Here is a 16,144-nt window from a genome sequence, read left to right on the forward strand (position 1 = left end):
CAGTTCAAACCACAGGAAAAATGTTGTGAGACAAAAGAAGCGATTTATTGCTGGTGCATCGTGCCCTGACTGCAAAGCCATGGATACTATGATGCTATACAGAGAACATGATGTTGAAAAAGTAGAGTGTGTTGAGTGTGGTCATAAAATGGCGCAACCCGATAATGCTGTGCAGGCGTCTACTCGCCAATTTGAACAAGTAATTGGTGTATTTAAACCGGGCGACTAACCCGGTTTTTTATTGCCTAATTTTTACCGATTTTAGTAATGCGGTGGAGGCGGCTCAGGTACTTCAGACATCATAGATGATGATGACTGCGACTCTTTAATTTTTTCTGCTAGCAGCTCGGTTTGGCGTTTCATTTTTGCTAACAGCTGTTGGTGCACTTTTATTTCATCATTTAAGACTTCAATCGTTTCGTCTTGAAAAGCCACTTTGGCTTCAAGTTCCATTAAGCGATGTTCAATTGTGTTCATTATTCTCTCGTATAATAAATCGCTCTGCGATCCCGCTGGAGCTTTCGGTTAACAACGACTTACCGTTATCTGTAAATGTCACATCTAGCACCACCGCCGATTTAGGCTTACTGCCTTCGCGCGGGGTAACCTGCCAAGTTTGAATTTTTTCACCGCTTGGTATTTGCCACAAATCTACACGCTTATTTGGCGAGCCGGTTGCAAGCAAAGTGCCTTGTTCGTTAAAGCGCACAGCAGTAAAAATTTTCTGACGCGCAATATACTTCAGTTTACTCACAAGATCACCTGTAGTCAGCTTCCATACATTTGCTTGTGCCATACTATCGGCCGTAAACGCATAGCGACCTTGTGGATCGAGCGTTACTTGGGTAACACGCGTTGGGTGATTAAAACGATGAATTACTTGTCCGGTACGTGTATCCCAAAAGTAAGCAACATAATCGTTAGAACCACTTAAGGCAAAGCGTCCGTTAGGTGACAGGTCAACGGTGTTAACTTTATCTTGATGACCTAAAAACTCAATACGACGCCCAGTTTCTAGGTTTACAAATACGACAACGCCGTCGCTACGGCCGTATAAAACACTACGGCCTTGATTGCTAATAGCAATATCGCAAATACTGGCTTTTTGTATTTTGTAATAACCTTGATTTTTGCCTGTGGCTATATCCCACACAGCAAACGTGGTTTTTTCGGCGGTAACAGCCACGCTGTTATCAAAAGCAATGGCAACAGCGTACACTAGGCTGTCTTGTGACTGCTGCTGAAACCATTGGTATTTTAGCACCTGCTGTTGATTATCCCACAGGGCGACCCCATGGTTGATAGAGGAGATCAAACTGTATTTACCATCGTTTGAAGCTGTTGATGAAAACGCACCTTGTGCAGCATGTTCGTAACTTGCTACAGCGTGTTGTTTTTTATCGGTACAGGCGAAGGCTAAAAAACAGCTAAATACGATTAAAAAAGTACGAAATATCGACATATTACAGGTATTTCCCCTTAACTCTTAGTGACTGAGAGGTTAGACTAGGACGCGTTAAATGCCTAGGTTGTTTGTCTAATCACTGGATATGTTTTTAGTTTAGCTAACAATATGGAATTTAGTCATTAAACAAGCAGCCTATCATGTGGGCCGTTAATCTTTCACTAGTAATAATACATTAAAATGACAACTGCAAAGTATGTCGGAGATTTAAAATGAAAAAGACGATTAGATTGTCATTGATTGCAGCGTCAGTTTTAGCGCTTACAGCTTGTAATCAAGAAGCAAAAAAAGAACAAGCTGAAGTTAAATTAGACACTGTAGAACAGCAACAAGCATACGGTATTGGTGCATCTGTAGGTAACTTTTTAAATAAAGACCTAGCAGACAAAACAGAAATTGGTATTGAACTAGACCAAGCACTTTTAATTCGTGGTTTTGAAGATGCGCTTGCTGGCAATGCAAAAATTGACGAAGAAAAAATTCGCGAAGTATTAACTGCACTAGATACATCAGTACGTACTAAGCAAGAAGAAAAAGCTAAAGTAGAGTCTGAAAAAAGTAAAGAAGCAGGCGCTAAATACCTAGCTGACAACGCTAAAAAAGAAGGCGTTACAGTAACTGAGTCGGGTCTACAGTACGAAGTACTTAGCGAAGGCGATGGCGAAAAGCCAGTGGCAACTGATGTAGTTAAAGTACACTACAAAGGGACTTTATTAGACGGTACTGAGTTTGATAGCTCATATGCACGTAACGAACCGACAACTTTCCCTCTTAACCGCGTAATTGCGGGTTGGACTGAAGGTTTACAACTTATGTCAGTGGGTTCTAAGTACAAGTTCACTATACCTTCAGAACTTGCTTACGGCGACCGTGACTTAGGTAAGATTCCAGCTAATTCAACACTTGTATTTGAAGTTGAATTACTTGAAATTCAAAATGAAGAAGCACCAGCACAGTAATAAGCTTATTGTGTAAATGCAAAAAGGGACCCTAGGTCCCTTTTTTAATACGTGTAAGTAACGTATTAATTCGTGTGATTAGAAAACAAGTTATCAATAAGCTCATCTTCAAGTGCAAAACGTGCTTCTAATGCCTCACCAATAACAGATAAGTCATTATCAAAGTCTTTTAATAAGTCTTCTTTGTCTACTTCTGCGTACTTATCATTAAAATCTAACGCCACATCGGTTGTGCTAGAAATACGCGGGTAAATAGAGTTTGCAAGCTCTTGGCTTTGTAAGCCCTTTTTTTCGCATGCTTTTGCTATATCGTCATATACTTCAAAATGGCCTGCAGATAGGTAATCCATTAAAAGCTGGCAAAATGATTCAATTAGTTTTGGCTCTGGCAATGCTTGATCTTGCTTCTCGTACGGCGTAAAGCCTGCAATTTTGCAGTAAAGTACAATAAGTTCTTGGCGTTCGTTTAGCCATTTATCAATTACTGTGTGGCTACCACCCCATTTTTGTTGAGCTTTTTCTACACGCGTCAGCATAACTGTTCTCCTAGCTGGGTTGGTCTTTCAATTAGAATATAATAAGTTTATGTACATCAAGATATATTTAATTTGCGCGTATATCAACAAGTAAAGTTGAGCTACTTTGAGGGGTGTACCTTTTTATATAATCTAAGGCGAGAGATTTTATTTTAGGCAAGAAAAAACCACCAGTTACGGTGGTCTAATTTCTTTCAGTGACTTGTTATAACAAGCTTTCTTATTTTTATGAGATGATTTTTATTGTTATTATTTTAAAACATTTATTTTTATTGTTTTAAGATTTTTATTATTGTTTTTGTTAACGCGGGACAAACAATAACAAGGTTTTTGTAATGTTGCAAACGTATTAATGAAAAGTTTTAAATGTTATTTATTTTTGTTTATTTTATAGTCAAAAGGGATTAAAAAACTCCATTCTATTGATCTACCTCTAGGTAAAGCTGTTTTCGTCCCTAAGCAATAGAGGGTCGGAGAATATGGTGGTACAATCTTGCACAATTTATACAAGTCTTAGGATCATTTACGCCATGAGCGAATTAAAAAACGACCGTTATTTACGTGCACTTGCAAAACAACCTGTTGATGTAACTCCGGTATGGATGATGCGCCAAGCAGGACGCTATTTACCAGAGTATCGCGCTACACGTGCACAAGCGGGCGATTTTATGAGCCTGTGCCGTAATGCTGAGCTTGCATGTGAAGTTACACTGCAGCCATTACGTCGCTACCCGTTAGATGCCGCTATATTATTTAGTGATATTTTAACGATTCCAGATGCGATGGGTTTAGGTCTTTACTTTGAAACTGGCGAAGGCCCTAAGTTCGAACGTCCTATTTCATCTCTTGCTGATGTTAAAAAAATTCCAAAGTTAGACCCTACAGACGAGCTTGGCTACGTAATGAACGCAGTAAGCACTATCCGTCGTGAGCTTAAAGGCGAAGTACCGCTTATTGGTTTTTCTGGTTCACCTTGGACGCTAGCAACTTATATGGTTGAAGGCGGTAGCAGCAAAGTATTTGGTAAAATCAAAAAAATGGCGTTTGCAGAGCCGCAAACACTTCATTTATTACTCGATAAGTTAGCTGATTCAGTTATTGATTACTTAAATGCTCAAATTAAAGCTGGCGCGCAATCGCTAATGGTATTTGACTCATGGGGCGGTGTATTAAGCCCGCGCGATTACAACGAATTTTCACTACAATACATGCATAAAATTGTAGATGGCTTAATTCGTGAATACGATGGTCGTAAAGTACCGGTTACTTTGTTCACTAAAAATGGTGGTCAATGGATTGAAGCTATTGCAGCAACAGGCTGTGATGCAATCGGTCTTGATTGGACTATTAATATCAGCGACGCTAAGCGCCGCGTGGGTGATAAAGTAGCTCTACAAGGTAATATGGACCCATCTATGTTACACGGTACACCAGAGCGTATTCGCCAAGAAGTAGGCACTATTTTAGAAGACTTTGGTACAGGCAATGGCCACGTGTTTAACTTAGGCCACGGTATTACACCAGATGTAGACCCTGAAAATGCTGGCGTATTCATTAATGCAGTACATGAGCTAAGTGCTAAGTACCATAAGTAATAGTCACTTAAACAAGCTTTAAAACTGTTTAAAAGTAAAAAACCCGCTAAGTTGCGGGTTTTTTGTTACCTATTTATAAAGGCTTTTAAAACTACTTATTTAAGCGGTTATTTAAATAAGCGATTTAAGCCATTTAATGCCGCAACACGGTAGGCTTCAGCCATGGTTGGGTAGTTAAATGTGGTATTTACAAAGTAGTCGATATTATTGCCACCATTTTTTTGTTCCATAATAGCTTGGCCAATGTGAACAATTTCAGAGGCACGTTCGCCAAAACAATGTACGCCAAGTACTTCTTTGGTTTCGGTGTGGAATAATATTTTTAAACTACCTACTTCAGTACCAGCAATTTGCGCGCGAGCCAAATGCTTAAACTGAGCACGGCCAACTTCATACGGTACTTTAGCAGCTGTAAGCTCTTGCTCGGTTTTACCTACTGAGCTCATTTCTGGGATGGTATAAATACCGGCCGGAATATCAACAATCAGCCTGTCATCGCAGTTACCACATGCAATTGCATCAGCAGCTATACGACCTTGGTCAAACGCAGCACTTGCAAGGCTTGGATAGCCTATTACATCACCTACAGCGTAAACGTTATCAATTTCTGTTTGGTATGTTTCGTTAACTTTTAATTGGCCACGGCTATCGGCTTTTAAGCCAATGGCTTCAAGATTTAGTGTATCAGTGTTACCAGTACGACCATTAGCAAATAAAATACAGTCAGCTTTTACGCGTTTACCTGATTTTAAATGCATTATAACGCAGTCGTCACGCGTCTCGATTCGGTCAAACTCTTCGTTATGACGAATAACAATACCGCTGTTCCAAAAGTGATAGCTAAGTGCGTCAGATATTTCAGCATCCATAAAAGCAAGTAGTCGGTCGCGTGTATTAACTAAATCAACTTTAGCGCCTAAACCTTTAAATATTGACGCGTACTCACAACCAATTACACCTGCACCATAAATCAGTACACGATGAGGGTCATGCTCAAGGCCAAGTATTGTGTCACTTTCGTAAATACGAGAATGCGTAAAATCTACCTCTGGTGGGCGATAAGGGCGTGAACCCGTTGATATAACGATCGTTTTAGCAGTCAGTCGCTCAGTTGAACCATCATTTCTTTTTACTTCAATTGTGTGCTTATCTACAAAGCTCGCATCACCTTGAAACATATGAATGCGGTTACGATCGTAAAAGCTACTACGTAAATTAGATTGCTTAGAAATAACAGAACTTGCGTGACGTAAAATATCAGGAAATGTTAAGCGGCTAGGGCGCTCACCAACATTGAATAACGGATTTGCTTTGTATTCAATATAGCGGCTAACAGAGTGGCGAAGCGCTTTTGAAGGAATTGTTCCCCAATGTACACAACCGCCACCAACTGATTCTTGGCGTTCAATAACCGCTACTTTTTTATCGTTTTTTGAAAGGTTCATGGCGGTACCTTCACCGCCAGGTCCCGTGCCAATAATTATTGCATCATATTGGTATGTCACGGGTACTTTTTTTTGTTCTGGTTGTTTGGCCACAGCCACTCCTAAATTAATTAAAAGAGGCTTTTAATAACCTCGCATTAAGTGCTAGCCATGCCTGTTTTTGATTTTCCCAGGCGGCTTCCAACTCATGGTATTGTGCCATTAATGCTGAGCGTTCACACTGCTTTGCCATGTTATTTTTTTTAACTTCTAACACTTGTTTTTGTAGTGAACAATAATTTTGCAGTTTTTTCAGCAGTAAATCGTACTCTTGTTGTAATAATGTAATCTTATCTTGTGCTAAAGGCAATTTTGCAAGACGCGTTTGCGTTTTACTCATGAGCGTTTCGGCCTTTGCTTTTTCGATACGTTCAACAGGTGTACGCTTCAATTTATTAGCTAAACCAACAGCTGCTAAAGAGCGGATCATCCATTTTGTTGGATCGTAATGAAACCATTTAATACCGTTACGGTAGTCGCTTGCAAAAATATGGTGGAAGTTGTGATACCCCTCACCGTATGTAAATAACGCTAGAAAGCCGTTATCACGTGCCGTATTTTTTTCGGTGTATGGGCGAGAGCCCCAAATATGTGCAACTGAGTTTATAAAAAAGGTAAAGTGTTGACTCAGTACTAAGCGTAGTAAACCTGCAAGAATTAACATCCCCCACACATCACCAACCAATAAACCAAGTGCTAGAGGCAAGCCTACGTTCATAGCAATCACAAGCTTTAAGTAATGTTTGTGTTGCCACATAACTATTTTATTGCGCTGTAAATCACGACAATTACTATAATCACCGTAGCTATCGCCTTGGTAGTCACGTAACATCCAGCCGATATGGCTATACCAAAAACCATTGGTAGCCGCGTAAGGGTCTTTTATTGGGTCGTCAACTTGACCGTGATGTATACGGTGATCGCTACTCCAATGCAAAGCACTGTTTTGTAGTGCAAAAGCACCGCCAAGCGCAAAAATAAATTCAACAGCAGGGTGTGCGTTATAGGTTTTATGTGCCCATAATCGATGGTAGCCAGCAGTAATTGATAAGCCTGCATAAAACATGCAGCCAACAAAAGCAATCCAATGCGCGCTGGTAAATCCGTAGCTAATGGCGTACCAAGGTACAAGTGTGGCAGCCGCCAAAAAGGTTAGGCTAAAAAATAGGACGTTTGTCCAAATAATCGGTGGTTTATTCATAATTCTCAATCTCAGCGTACAACTGTAAGCTAAAATAGTATTTCAAACTCTCGTCGTCAAGTATTAGACTGGACAATTGAGCTAATATCACTAAATATTCATATAAAATAATTCAGGGAGCTGTTGATGTCGGGTGTTAGAGCGCAACAGAAACAAAAAACACGACAGGCGTTAATTCAAGCGGCATTTAATCAGCTGAGTGCTGATCATAGTTTTTCGAATTTAAGTTTACGCGAAGTAGCACGAGAAGCTGGTATTGCCCCAACTTCTTTTTATCGTCATTTTAAAGACATGGATGAGCTAGGTTTAACCATGGTAGACGAAGCCGGTTTAACCCTTCGTCAACTAATGCGTCAAGCACGCAGACGAATAGCAAACGATGGCGGCAGTGTTATAAATACCTCAGTGGTTACTTTTATGGAGTTTATTGATAACTCAAGTAACCAATTTAGGTTGTTGCTGCGAGAACGCTCTGGGACTTCTAAAGCATTTAGAGCCGCTGTAGCCCGCGAGGTAAAACATTTTATTTTAGAGCTGGCTCATTATTTAGAAAGTGAAACTAAATGTAATGCTATGCATGCCTATATTCAGGCTGAATCTATGGTAACGCTCGTATTTAATGCGGGTGCAGAGGCGCTCGATATAGAAGGGTTGCAACGCGACGAATTGATTGAGCGCGTTATTTGGCAGCTGCGTTATATTACTCGTGGAGCCGGGCATTACGTAAGAGAAACGAATAAAGAAGCATAGCTTAAAAAAATTGCAAAAAGTTAATATAAGCACGGTATATTGCAGTGCTTATTAATTTAAGCGTCACTAGTCATGTATTTGTTATTTTAATTCTCAATGGGTGCCTTGTTTGAATTAAAAAACCCAATTGAATCGTTTTTAAATCTGTTTTGTAGAATTTTTATGCTTGCTTCCATCGCTTTGTAATGTTAAAAATAGGCTTCACTGAACACACACACAAGAAAACAAGATGCATATTATTCGTTTAATTACACTAAAACTTAACCTCTTACTGCTATGGTCAGTGAGCGGGGATTAGTGTGTTTGCATCGAGTTGAACACTAAAAACCCCGCAATTGCGGGGTTTTTTTTATCTCGCGGCTGGGATTAATTGAAATTTGGGTAACATAGGAATGAGGGGCAGTTATGCAAGAGCAAGATAAAGTATGGATTTTTGATACCACCTTACGTGATGGCGAACAGGCGCTTAAAGCAAGCCTTACTGAAGATGATAAAATTCAATTAGCACATACAATTAGCCGCTTGAATGTGGATGTGATGGAAGTGGGTTTTCCGGTTTCGAGCCCTGCTGATTTTCGCTCGGTGCAACGTATTGCAACCGAGGTAAAAGGTCCGATTATTTGTGGTTTAGCACGCTCTGTTGCCAAAGACATTGAAGCCTGTGGCGAAGCACTTCGCACAGCACAACAAAGCCGTATTCATACTTTTATTGCTACAAGCCCTTTGCACCTTGAACATAAATTACGTATGAGCCTAGACGATGCAACGGCAATGGCTGTTAAATCAATTAAATTGGCACGTAACTATACTGATGATGTTGAATTTTCTTGTGAAGATGCCGGTCGTACCCCGCATTGGGATTTATGTAAAATTGTTGAGCAGGCAATTAACGCCGGAGCTTCAACTATTAACTTGCCAGATACCGTTGGTTTTGTAACGCCAGATGAGTACGCCGCAATGATCCGTCATTTAATGAATAACGTGCCAAATATTGATAAAGCGCGTTTAAGTGTGCATTGCCACAACGATTTAGGTTTAGCAGTAGCAAACTCGGTGGCTGCAGTGCAAGCCGGTGCACGCCAAATTGAGTGTACTATTAATGGCATTGGTGAGCGGGCTGGTAACTGCTCGCTTGAAGAAGTGGCGATGATCATGAAAATGCGCAAAGACCATTTAAAAGTATACACAGATATTAAAAGTGAAGAAATTTACCGCGCATCTCGCCAAGTGGCTAAAATTTGTAATATGCCAGTACAACCAAATAAAGCGATTGTTGGCGAAAACGCCTTTGCGCATAGTTCTGGCATTCACCAAGACGGTGTATTAAAAGCGCAAAATACTTATGAGATTATGTCGCCAGAAAGCGTTGGTGTGCCAAGTAACCAATTAAATATGACTTCGCGTTCGGGTCGCCATGTTATTGAACATCGCTTAGAAGAGTTAGGCTATCAAAAATCTGATTACGATATGGATGGCTTATATAAAAGCTTTATTGAGTTGGCTGACCAAAAAGGCACAGTATACGATTACGACCTTGAGGCGATGATTTACTTTAATCAAATTAACGACAAAGACGAAAAATACCAATTAGAATTTGTTAACTCAGCTTCTAACTCACAATCGGTAGCAAGCTCTACGATTGGAATGCGAATTGATGGCGAAGCTAAACAAGAAGCCGCGACAGGTAATGGCCCAGTTGAAGCTTCGTTTGCAGCCATTGAGCGCTTAACCGGTATGAGCGTTGAAATGATTGAATATAACTTAGAAGCGACAGGTCAAGGTGCAAGCTCATTAGGCCAAGTAAATATTATAGCTAAATACGATGGCCGACCTTACCACGGTGCGGGCATTGCAGCGGATGTGGTTGAAGCGTCGGTACGCGCCATGATCCGTGTTTATAACTTAATTTATCGTGCACAAAAAGTGTCTGATTTAAAACAACAAAGGAAAGCAGGATGAGTAAAACAAACTACAGCGTTGCCGTATTAGCTGGCGACGGTATTGGTCCAGAAGTGATGGCAGCAGCAGAACAAGTACTTGATGCTGTGAGCAATAAGTTTGGTTTTACCCTGAACCGTGAGCATTATGCAATTGGTGGCGCAGCAATTGATGAATTTGGTAAAGCATTACCAGAGAGCACACTTGCAGCGTGTGAAAACGCTGACGCTATTTTATTTGGTTCGGTAGGCGGTCCTAAATGGGAAAACCTACCACCAAACGAGCAGCCTGAGCGCGCATCGTTATTGCCGCTTCGTAAGCACTTTGGTTTGTTTTGTAACCTGCGCCCTGCACAGTTATTACCTGCATTAAGTGCAGCGTCACCACTTCGCGCTGATATTAGCGAAAAAGGTTTTGATATTTTATGTGTGCGCGAGCTAACCGGCGGCATTTATTTTGGCGAAAAAGGCCGTAGCGGCGAAGGCGCTGAAGAAGCTGCTTTTGATACGCAAGCATACTCGCGTAAAGAAATTGAACGTATTGCTCGTTTTGCTTTTGAAGCTGCAAAATTACGTAGTAACCATGTTACCTCTGTTGATAAAGCAAACGTACTTGCATCAAGCGTACTATGGCGCGAAGTAGTCACCGAAGTAAGCAAAGACTACCCAGAAGTAAGCCTAGATTACATTTACGTAGATAACGCCGCTATGCAGTTAGTTAAACAGCCTAGCCAATTTGACGTACTACTTTGCGATAACTTATTTGGCGATATTTTGTCAGATGAGTGCGCCATGATCACAGGCTCTATGGGTTTATTACCTTCGGCAAGCTTGAATCAATCGGGTTTTGGATTGTACGAGCCAGCAGGCGGTTCAGCACCAGATATTGCAGGTAAAGGCGTTGCAAACCCAATAGCACAAATTTTAAGTGCCGCATTAATGTTACGTTACTCGCTAGGGCAAGACGAAGCTGCGCGCACCATTGAAAAAGCAGTAGCAGAAGCTGTAGAAGCAGGTGTAGGCACGCCAGATATATATCCAAATGCCGGTTACAGCACAAGCGATGTGGCAGCCGCTATCGTTTCACGCATTTAATAACATATTAAAGTTGCAGCACCGTTATGCTGCAACTCAAACAGATTAGGGAATTAGCAAGTGGCCCAAACGTTATACGACAAAATTTGGCAAGCACATACCGTTGCCAGCATAAATGAGCAAACCGACTTACTTTATATTGACCGCCATTTAGTGCATGAAGTTACTTCTCCGCAGGCTTTTGCTGGTCTACGTGAAAAAAACCGTACTGTACGTTGCCCAGAAAAAACCTTTGCAACGATGGATCACAACGTATCGACTAAGAGCCGATCACTTGATGCGGCAAGCGAAGTATCTAAAAACCAATTAATGGCGCTTGATAAAAACTGTAAAGAGTTTGGTATTGTGCTTTACGATTTAAACTCAATTAATCAAGGTATTGTGCACGTAATGGGCCCAGAGCAAGGTATTACTTTGCCTGGCACAACCATTGTATGTGGCGATAGCCATACCTCTACGCATGGTGCGTTTGGCGCATTAGCGCATGGTATTGGTACGTCTGAGGTTGAGCACGTATTAGCAACGCAAACGCTACAGCAAAAAAAGGCGAAATCGTTAAAAATTCAAATTAATGGTGTATTGCGTCCAACGGTTACGGCTAAAGATTTAATTATGGCGGTAATTGGCAAGTTAGGTACTGCTGGTGGCACAGGTTATGTAGCAGAGTTTTGTGGTGAAGGCATTGAAGCGCTTTCAATGGAAGCCCGTATGACGCTATGTAATATGAGCATAGAAATGGGTGCAAAAGCGGGTTTAATTGCATCTGACCAAATTACTTATGATTACTTAAAAGGTCGTCCGTTTGCACCTAAAGGCGCAGATTTTGATGCAGCCGTTGAATATTGGGAAACATTAAAAACAGATGAAGGCGCACACTTTGATTTAGTTGTTGAGCTAAATGCCGACGACATTCAGCCACAAATTACCTGGGGCACAAGCCCAGAGCAAGTAATTGGTGTTGATGAGTGCATACCCGATCCAGACCAAGAACCAGATTTAATTAAAGCCGATGCTATTCGCAGCGCGCTTAAGTACATGGATTTAAAAGCGGGTGATAAATTATCAAGCGCGAAAGTAGACACGGTATTTATTGGCTCATGTACGAATAGCCGCATTGAAGACTTGCGCGCTGCTGCAAAAATTGTTGAAGGCAAACATGTTGTTGCCGGCATAGAGGCGTTAATTGTACCGGGCTCTGGCTTAGTTAAAAAACAAGCTGAAGACGAAGGCTTAGCCGATATTTTTAAAGCGGCAGGTTTTGAATGGCGCGAGCCAGGCTGTTCAATGTGCTTAGCAATGAACGACGACCGCTTAGAAGCGGGCAAACGCTGTGCATCTACGTCTAATCGTAATTTTGAAGGTCGCCAAGGTCGTGGCGGGCGTACCCATTTAGTTAGCCCTGCAATGGCCGCAGCTGCTGCAATACATGGTCACTTTGTTGATATTAGAGGAGAAGCCTAATGAGCGTATTTTTTAGTGGCTTAATGGCCCCACTTGATAAAAACAATGTAGATACTGACCAAATTATTCCTAAGCAGTTTTTAACATCAACTAGCCGCGAAGGCTTTGATGCTGCATTGTTTTATGATTGGCGTTACCTAGATAACGACGAGCCAAACCCTGACTTTATTTTAAACCGCCCATGCTACCAAGGCGCGCAAATATTATTAACGCGCGACAACTTTGGTTGTGGCTCATCTCGTGAGCACGCGCCATGGGCGCTGAAGCAATATGGCTTTGAAGTTATTTTAGCTGAAAGCTTTGCAGATATTTTCTTTAATAACTGTGGTAACAACCAAATGTTAGCCATTGCATTACCTGCCGATACGCTTGAGCAATTGTTTGTACTTAGCGAGCAGCACGACGATATTAACATTGAAATCGATCTTGAAAATCAAACACTAACAAGCAGTAAGTTTGCACCAATTAGTTTTGATATTAGTAAAGAGGTAAAAGAGCGTTTGTTAAGTGGTTTAGACTTTATTGGTGTAACCGAAACGCTAAACCCACAAATTGATGCGTTTGAAAAACAACTAGCGACTGAGCGTTCTTGGCAGTAATTGCTTAACCGTGTGTATTAAAAATCACGTATTAAAAAGCACGGCAATTGCCGTGCTTTTTTGTGGGTAAATATTAGATGTGGTAGCTAAAGGTTAATGCCTAAAGTCAGCCATTAACGCCGGTATACCAGGTAACATGCCTACAATTGCCATTACAGTAGTAAGTAACACAAACATAATAAGTGGAATCACCCAGCGGCTCATTTTAGTTAGCTCTGCGCTACGTTCTTTACAGCCAATAAGCCCTAAGTTATCAAGTAACATAGTAAGCGACCAACCAAAAGCCGGGTTAACCAAGGTTGAGGCAAACACCACAATAGCGGCTGATTGCGTTGTTTTGCCTTCGCGCGTCATTTCCATGCCAGCTTCAAGTAGCGGAATAAACACACCTACAATAAGCGCTACACAAAGCACAGGTTGCCAAATGGCTAAATCCATAGGGTAACCCCATAAACCAGCAATAATACAAAATACGGCTGTTAAAATGGCGCCAGCCGGAATAGGGCGCTTAGCAATAGCGGCAGGTACAATGTAGGTTCCCCACGATGAGGTAAAGTTAGCACCACCGGCAAGTGAGCCAAATGTTTGTCTAACCGATGCGCTCAGCATGGTGTCGTCGATATTCATTTGTACTTTTTCAGTACGTTGCGGATAGCTTATTTTTTGAAATACTTGATGACCTAAAAAATCAGGTGACCACATAGCAACGGCGAGCACTGCAAATGGTAGTACAACCACAAAGCTTTCAAGTGTTGGCAGGCCAAGCATCCAACCCGTGTTTTCGCCCCACCAGTAAGCTGGGTTCATATTTGGTAAACCGGGAGCTGTATGAAACTCAAACGGTGCACCTAAAGCAAAGGCAACCACGCCACCAATAAGGCAGCTTAACGGCACAGCTAACCAGCGCTTTTTAAAGTGCTCTAATAGCGCATACAATAAAATGGTGGCTAAAATAACAATAAACGCAATATGCGCCATATCAATGGCCTCAGCCCAGGCAAACAGCTTTTTAACCTGCGAAATAGTACCAATAAAGCCTAAATAAATGAGTAGCCCGCCACATACACCTTTACTGGTTAGGCGCGCGAGCATACTTCCTCCTTTGGTTATGGCCAAAATAAAACCAAAGGCACCAATGAGTAAGCCAAACGCCATAGGGTGGCCGCCAGCTGCAACTACAATAGGAATTAACGGTATAAGCGGGCCATGAGTACCAGCCAAGTTAGCTGTTGGTAAAATAAAGCCTGAGAATAAGATGATAAAAATAGAAACAATGAGTAATTCGTAGCGCACGTTTTCTAAAACAAAGGCATCGCTTAATCCAAGAGGCGCTGCAAATGTTGCTGCAATAGCACCCACCATAACGACTTTACCAATAGTGCCCGCCATTGCTGGAATGGTGTCTTCAAATTCAAATCGGTAATCTCTAAACGGTAAATTAGGACGCCAGCGTTTAGGCTGCATAATCTGTAATTCATGTTCGAGATACTCGTCGCGAGTATTAAACTCTGAACTCGGTTTGTGAAGCTGCTCGTAGCTTTGAGCATTCTTGTGCGTGTTTGATGGTGCATCACCGGGTGGTGTAGTTTGCATGCGTTCTCCTGCAACATTGTTGCTTAATCAAATAAATACGGCTTTTGTTAAAGCAAATGAATATTGAATATGCAGGGTAGATCAGCTTTTAGGCTGCTATGTATAGGCAAAAGGTCGTGCATGGTTGTTTTTAATACAGTTAATTTAAAAAACTGCTTTACACTAAAAATTATGAAATTACAGAAGGTGATTAAAAGTTGTTACAAATCATAATCTTGAGTGTGTTATTAAGGAGGCGGAGCACTATTTACTTAATAGTATAGTGTTAACGGCAGGTTATTATCCTTTAGTCTTAGTGGCTGTGAAAGCCGTTTTATTTCAAGCTATTTGCTTGCAGGAGCCGTTAGTATTGTTTTATTTGTGGTGGAATAATACTTCTGTTACTTTCTGATTGTTAATAACAATAAAGAATAGACATGCAACTCAACTCCCCTAAATCAATTGGTATTTTACTTGGTACGCTTTACGGCATATTTATGCGGCTGTTTATAGAGCTAGTCAATGCTTACAATTTAAGTAGCCTAGTCTCTATATCATTTATGTTTTTAGTGCCCGTTGCAATTGGTTATATTCGTGTTCACTTTGAGTACAATGAATCAAAAACATTAACTAAAAGGCAAATGGTCACGATTGCTTGGCAGCCTATTTTTGTTTTTTTATTTGTAAGTGTAATTACTTTACTTGAAGGCAGTATTTGTGTGGCTATGGCTTTGCCTGCTTTTATGTTTTTTGCCAGCATTGGTGGATTACTTGCGGGTTTTGTTAGAAAGCGTGAAATAAAAAAAGCGAATAGTTCTTTATTATCAATCGCGTTGTTACCTATATTGCTCTCACCTATTGAAGTTAATTTTTTAAATTTATCAAAAACATACGAAGTAACAAATTCAATAACTATTAACGCGCCCATCAATGCTGTGTGGCAACAGTTAGCTAATGTGAGTGATATAAAACCACAGGAAGTGCCTTTTTCACTCACTCAATTAATTGGTGTACCAAAGCCATTAAAGGCAAGTATGAATGCAAGCGGTATAGGCGCTGTTCGCACAAGTACTTGGCAAAAAGGGGTTATATTTAAAGAAGTTATTACAGATTGGCAACCAAATAAACAGATGCTTTATAGATTTGACATAGACCCAGATACTATTCCCGATGACGCTCTCGATAAACACGTAAAACTTGGCGGTGAATACTTTTCTCCACTTTACGGTGGTTATCAGCTAAGTGAAGATAAAAGCGGCAATACAATTTTAACTTTAAAAACGACCGTGCAAGACAATACAAATTTTGGTATTTATTCACGAATATGGGGAGAGGTGATATTTCAAGATTTCCATCATTCACTTTTAGCGTTAATGAAAAACAGAGCTGAAAAGTCACTTATCGCAACTGTTTCTTATAATTAGCTTAAATCATCATATTTTTAAAAAATATTACACACTAAAGGTTAAAAGCCTCTGCAATTGCAAAGG

The 16,144-nt window shown here is 40.8% G+C and carries 15 protein-coding genes; 9 read left to right on the plus strand and 6 right to left on the minus strand.

Annotation, left to right across the window (positions count from 1 at the left end; genetic code table 11):
- The first annotated feature begins 25 nt into the window (after positions 1-25).
- Positions 26-229, plus strand: a complete 204-nt coding sequence (locus RB214_RS00670) for a YheV family putative zinc ribbon protein (RefSeq protein WP_007378899.1) — start codon at positions 26-28, stop codon at positions 227-229.
- 32 nt (positions 230-261) lie between these two features.
- On the opposite strand, the gene RB214_RS00675 is transcribed toward RB214_RS00670, so the two are convergent.
- On the minus strand, positions 262-477 hold the full coding sequence (locus RB214_RS00675) for a SlyX family protein (protein ID WP_004335946.1): 216 nt from the start codon (positions 475-477) through the stop codon (positions 262-264).
- Positions 464-1,462, minus strand: a complete 999-nt coding sequence (locus RB214_RS00680) for a hypothetical protein (protein WP_309167937.1) — start codon at positions 1,460-1,462, stop codon at positions 464-466. The genes RB214_RS00675 and RB214_RS00680 overlap by 14 nt, the downstream gene beginning before the upstream one ends.
- A gap of 215 nt (positions 1,463-1,677) precedes the next feature.
- On the opposite strand from RB214_RS00680, the gene fkpA reads away from it, so the two are divergent.
- Entirely contained in the window at positions 1,678-2,424 is a 747-nt protein-coding gene (gene fkpA, locus RB214_RS00685; RefSeq protein WP_004335950.1) for an FKBP-type peptidyl-prolyl cis-trans isomerase, read from the plus strand.
- Between the two features lie 65 nt (positions 2,425-2,489).
- On the opposite strand, the gene rsd is transcribed toward fkpA, so the two are convergent.
- Positions 2,490-2,960: a sigma D regulator gene (gene rsd, locus RB214_RS00690; RefSeq protein WP_138489928.1), complete on the minus strand. Its 471-nt coding sequence runs from the start codon at positions 2,958-2,960 to the stop codon at positions 2,490-2,492.
- Between the two features lie 530 nt (positions 2,961-3,490).
- Between rsd and hemE the strand changes: the two genes are divergently transcribed.
- The gene (gene hemE / locus RB214_RS00695) at positions 3,491-4,555 is read left to right on the plus strand and encodes a uroporphyrinogen decarboxylase (protein ID WP_002961084.1); all 1,065 of its coding nucleotides are present in this window, start codon (positions 3,491-3,493) and stop codon (positions 4,553-4,555) included.
- 107 nt (positions 4,556-4,662) lie between these two features.
- Here hemE and sthA read toward each other — a convergent pair whose 3' ends face one another.
- On the minus strand, positions 4,663-6,093 hold the full coding sequence (gene sthA / locus RB214_RS00700; RefSeq protein WP_024604169.1) for a Si-specific NAD(P)(+) transhydrogenase: 1,431 nt from the start codon (positions 6,091-6,093) through the stop codon (positions 4,663-4,665).
- Between the two features lie 13 nt (positions 6,094-6,106).
- Positions 6,107-7,240 carry a fatty acid desaturase gene (locus RB214_RS00705; protein WP_008138662.1) on the minus strand — a complete coding sequence of 378 codons (1,134 nt, stop codon included), beginning with the start codon at positions 7,238-7,240 and terminating at the stop codon, positions 6,107-6,109.
- Between the two features lie 126 nt (positions 7,241-7,366).
- On the opposite strand from RB214_RS00705, the gene fabR reads away from it, so the two are divergent.
- The 5 genes from fabR to leuD all read left to right on the plus strand — a co-directional run bounded on the left by fabR (position 7,367) and on the right by leuD (position 13,082).
- Positions 7,367-7,990 carry an HTH-type transcriptional repressor FabR gene (gene fabR, locus RB214_RS00710; protein ID WP_010555448.1) on the plus strand — a complete coding sequence of 208 codons (624 nt, stop codon included), beginning with the start codon at positions 7,367-7,369 and terminating at the stop codon, positions 7,988-7,990.
- A 405-nt stretch (positions 7,991-8,395) separates the two neighbouring features.
- On the plus strand, positions 8,396-9,949 hold the full coding sequence (gene leuA / locus RB214_RS00715; protein WP_002961090.1) for a 2-isopropylmalate synthase: 1,554 nt from the start codon (positions 8,396-8,398) through the stop codon (positions 9,947-9,949).
- A complete protein-coding gene (gene leuB, locus RB214_RS00720) occupies positions 9,946-11,022 on the plus strand; it encodes a 3-isopropylmalate dehydrogenase (protein ID WP_309167938.1) in 1,077 nt (358 codons plus the stop codon). Before leuA ends, leuB begins: the two co-directional genes overlap by 4 nt.
- A 60-nt stretch (positions 11,023-11,082) precedes the next feature.
- Positions 11,083-12,483 (plus strand): 3-isopropylmalate dehydratase large subunit, encoded by a 1,401-nt coding sequence (leuC, locus tag RB214_RS00725; protein WP_309167939.1) that lies wholly within the window; start codon positions 11,083-11,085, stop codon positions 12,481-12,483.
- Positions 12,483-13,082, plus strand: a complete 600-nt coding sequence (gene leuD / locus RB214_RS00730) for a 3-isopropylmalate dehydratase small subunit (RefSeq protein WP_010555450.1) — start codon at positions 12,483-12,485, stop codon at positions 13,080-13,082. Before leuC ends, leuD begins: the two co-directional genes overlap by 1 nt.
- Positions 13,083-13,175: 93 nt before the next feature.
- On the opposite strand, the gene RB214_RS00735 is transcribed toward leuD, so the two are convergent.
- The gene (locus RB214_RS00735; protein WP_039488646.1) at positions 13,176-14,675 is read right to left on the minus strand and encodes a DUF3360 family protein; all 1,500 of its coding nucleotides are present in this window, start codon (positions 14,673-14,675) and stop codon (positions 13,176-13,178) included.
- A gap of 416 nt (positions 14,676-15,091) precedes the next feature.
- Here RB214_RS00735 and RB214_RS00740 point away from each other — a divergent pair, with 416 nt between their 5' ends.
- The gene (locus tag RB214_RS00740) at positions 15,092-16,078 is read left to right on the plus strand and encodes a hypothetical protein (RefSeq protein WP_309167940.1); all 987 of its coding nucleotides are present in this window, start codon (positions 15,092-15,094) and stop codon (positions 16,076-16,078) included.
- The last annotated feature ends 66 nt before the right edge of the window (positions 16,079-16,144 follow it).

Origin of the sequence: Pseudoalteromonas sp. HL-AS1 (assembly GCF_031198785.1) — a bacterium.
Taxonomy (GTDB): domain Bacteria; phylum Pseudomonadota; class Gammaproteobacteria; order Enterobacterales; family Alteromonadaceae; genus Pseudoalteromonas; species Pseudoalteromonas distincta.

Excerpts from the sequence above, each read along its gene's own strand:
- RB214_RS00675 (WP_004335946.1), bottom strand. The coding sequence starts at position 477 with ATGAACACAATTGAACATCGCTTAATGGAACTTGAAGCCAAAGTGGCT.
- RB214_RS00680 (WP_309167937.1), bottom strand. The coding sequence starts at position 1,462 with ATGTCGATATTTCGTACTTTTTTAATCGTATTTAGCTGTTTTTTAGCC.
- fkpA (WP_004335950.1), top strand. The coding sequence starts at position 1,678 with ATGAAAAAGACGATTAGATTGTCATTGATTGCAGCGTCAGTTTTAGCG.
- rsd (WP_138489928.1), bottom strand. The coding sequence starts at position 2,960 with ATGCTGACGCGTGTAGAAAAAGCTCAACAAAAATGGGGTGGTAGCCAC.
- hemE (WP_002961084.1), top strand. The coding sequence starts at position 3,491 with ATGAGCGAATTAAAAAACGACCGTTATTTACGTGCACTTGCAAAACAA.
- RB214_RS00705 (WP_008138662.1), bottom strand. The coding sequence starts at position 7,240 with ATGAATAAACCACCGATTATTTGGACAAACGTCCTATTTTTTAGCCTA.
- fabR (WP_010555448.1), top strand. The coding sequence starts at position 7,367 with ATGTCGGGTGTTAGAGCGCAACAGAAACAAAAAACACGACAGGCGTTA.
- leuA (WP_002961090.1), top strand. The coding sequence starts at position 8,396 with ATGCAAGAGCAAGATAAAGTATGGATTTTTGATACCACCTTACGTGAT.
- leuB (WP_309167938.1), top strand. The coding sequence starts at position 9,946 with ATGAGTAAAACAAACTACAGCGTTGCCGTATTAGCTGGCGACGGTATT.
- leuD (WP_010555450.1), top strand. The coding sequence starts at position 12,483 with ATGAGCGTATTTTTTAGTGGCTTAATGGCCCCACTTGATAAAAACAAT.
- RB214_RS00735 (WP_039488646.1), bottom strand. The coding sequence starts at position 14,675 with ATGCAAACTACACCACCCGGTGATGCACCATCAAACACGCACAAGAAT.
- RB214_RS00740 (WP_309167940.1), top strand. The coding sequence starts at position 15,092 with ATGCAACTCAACTCCCCTAAATCAATTGGTATTTTACTTGGTACGCTT.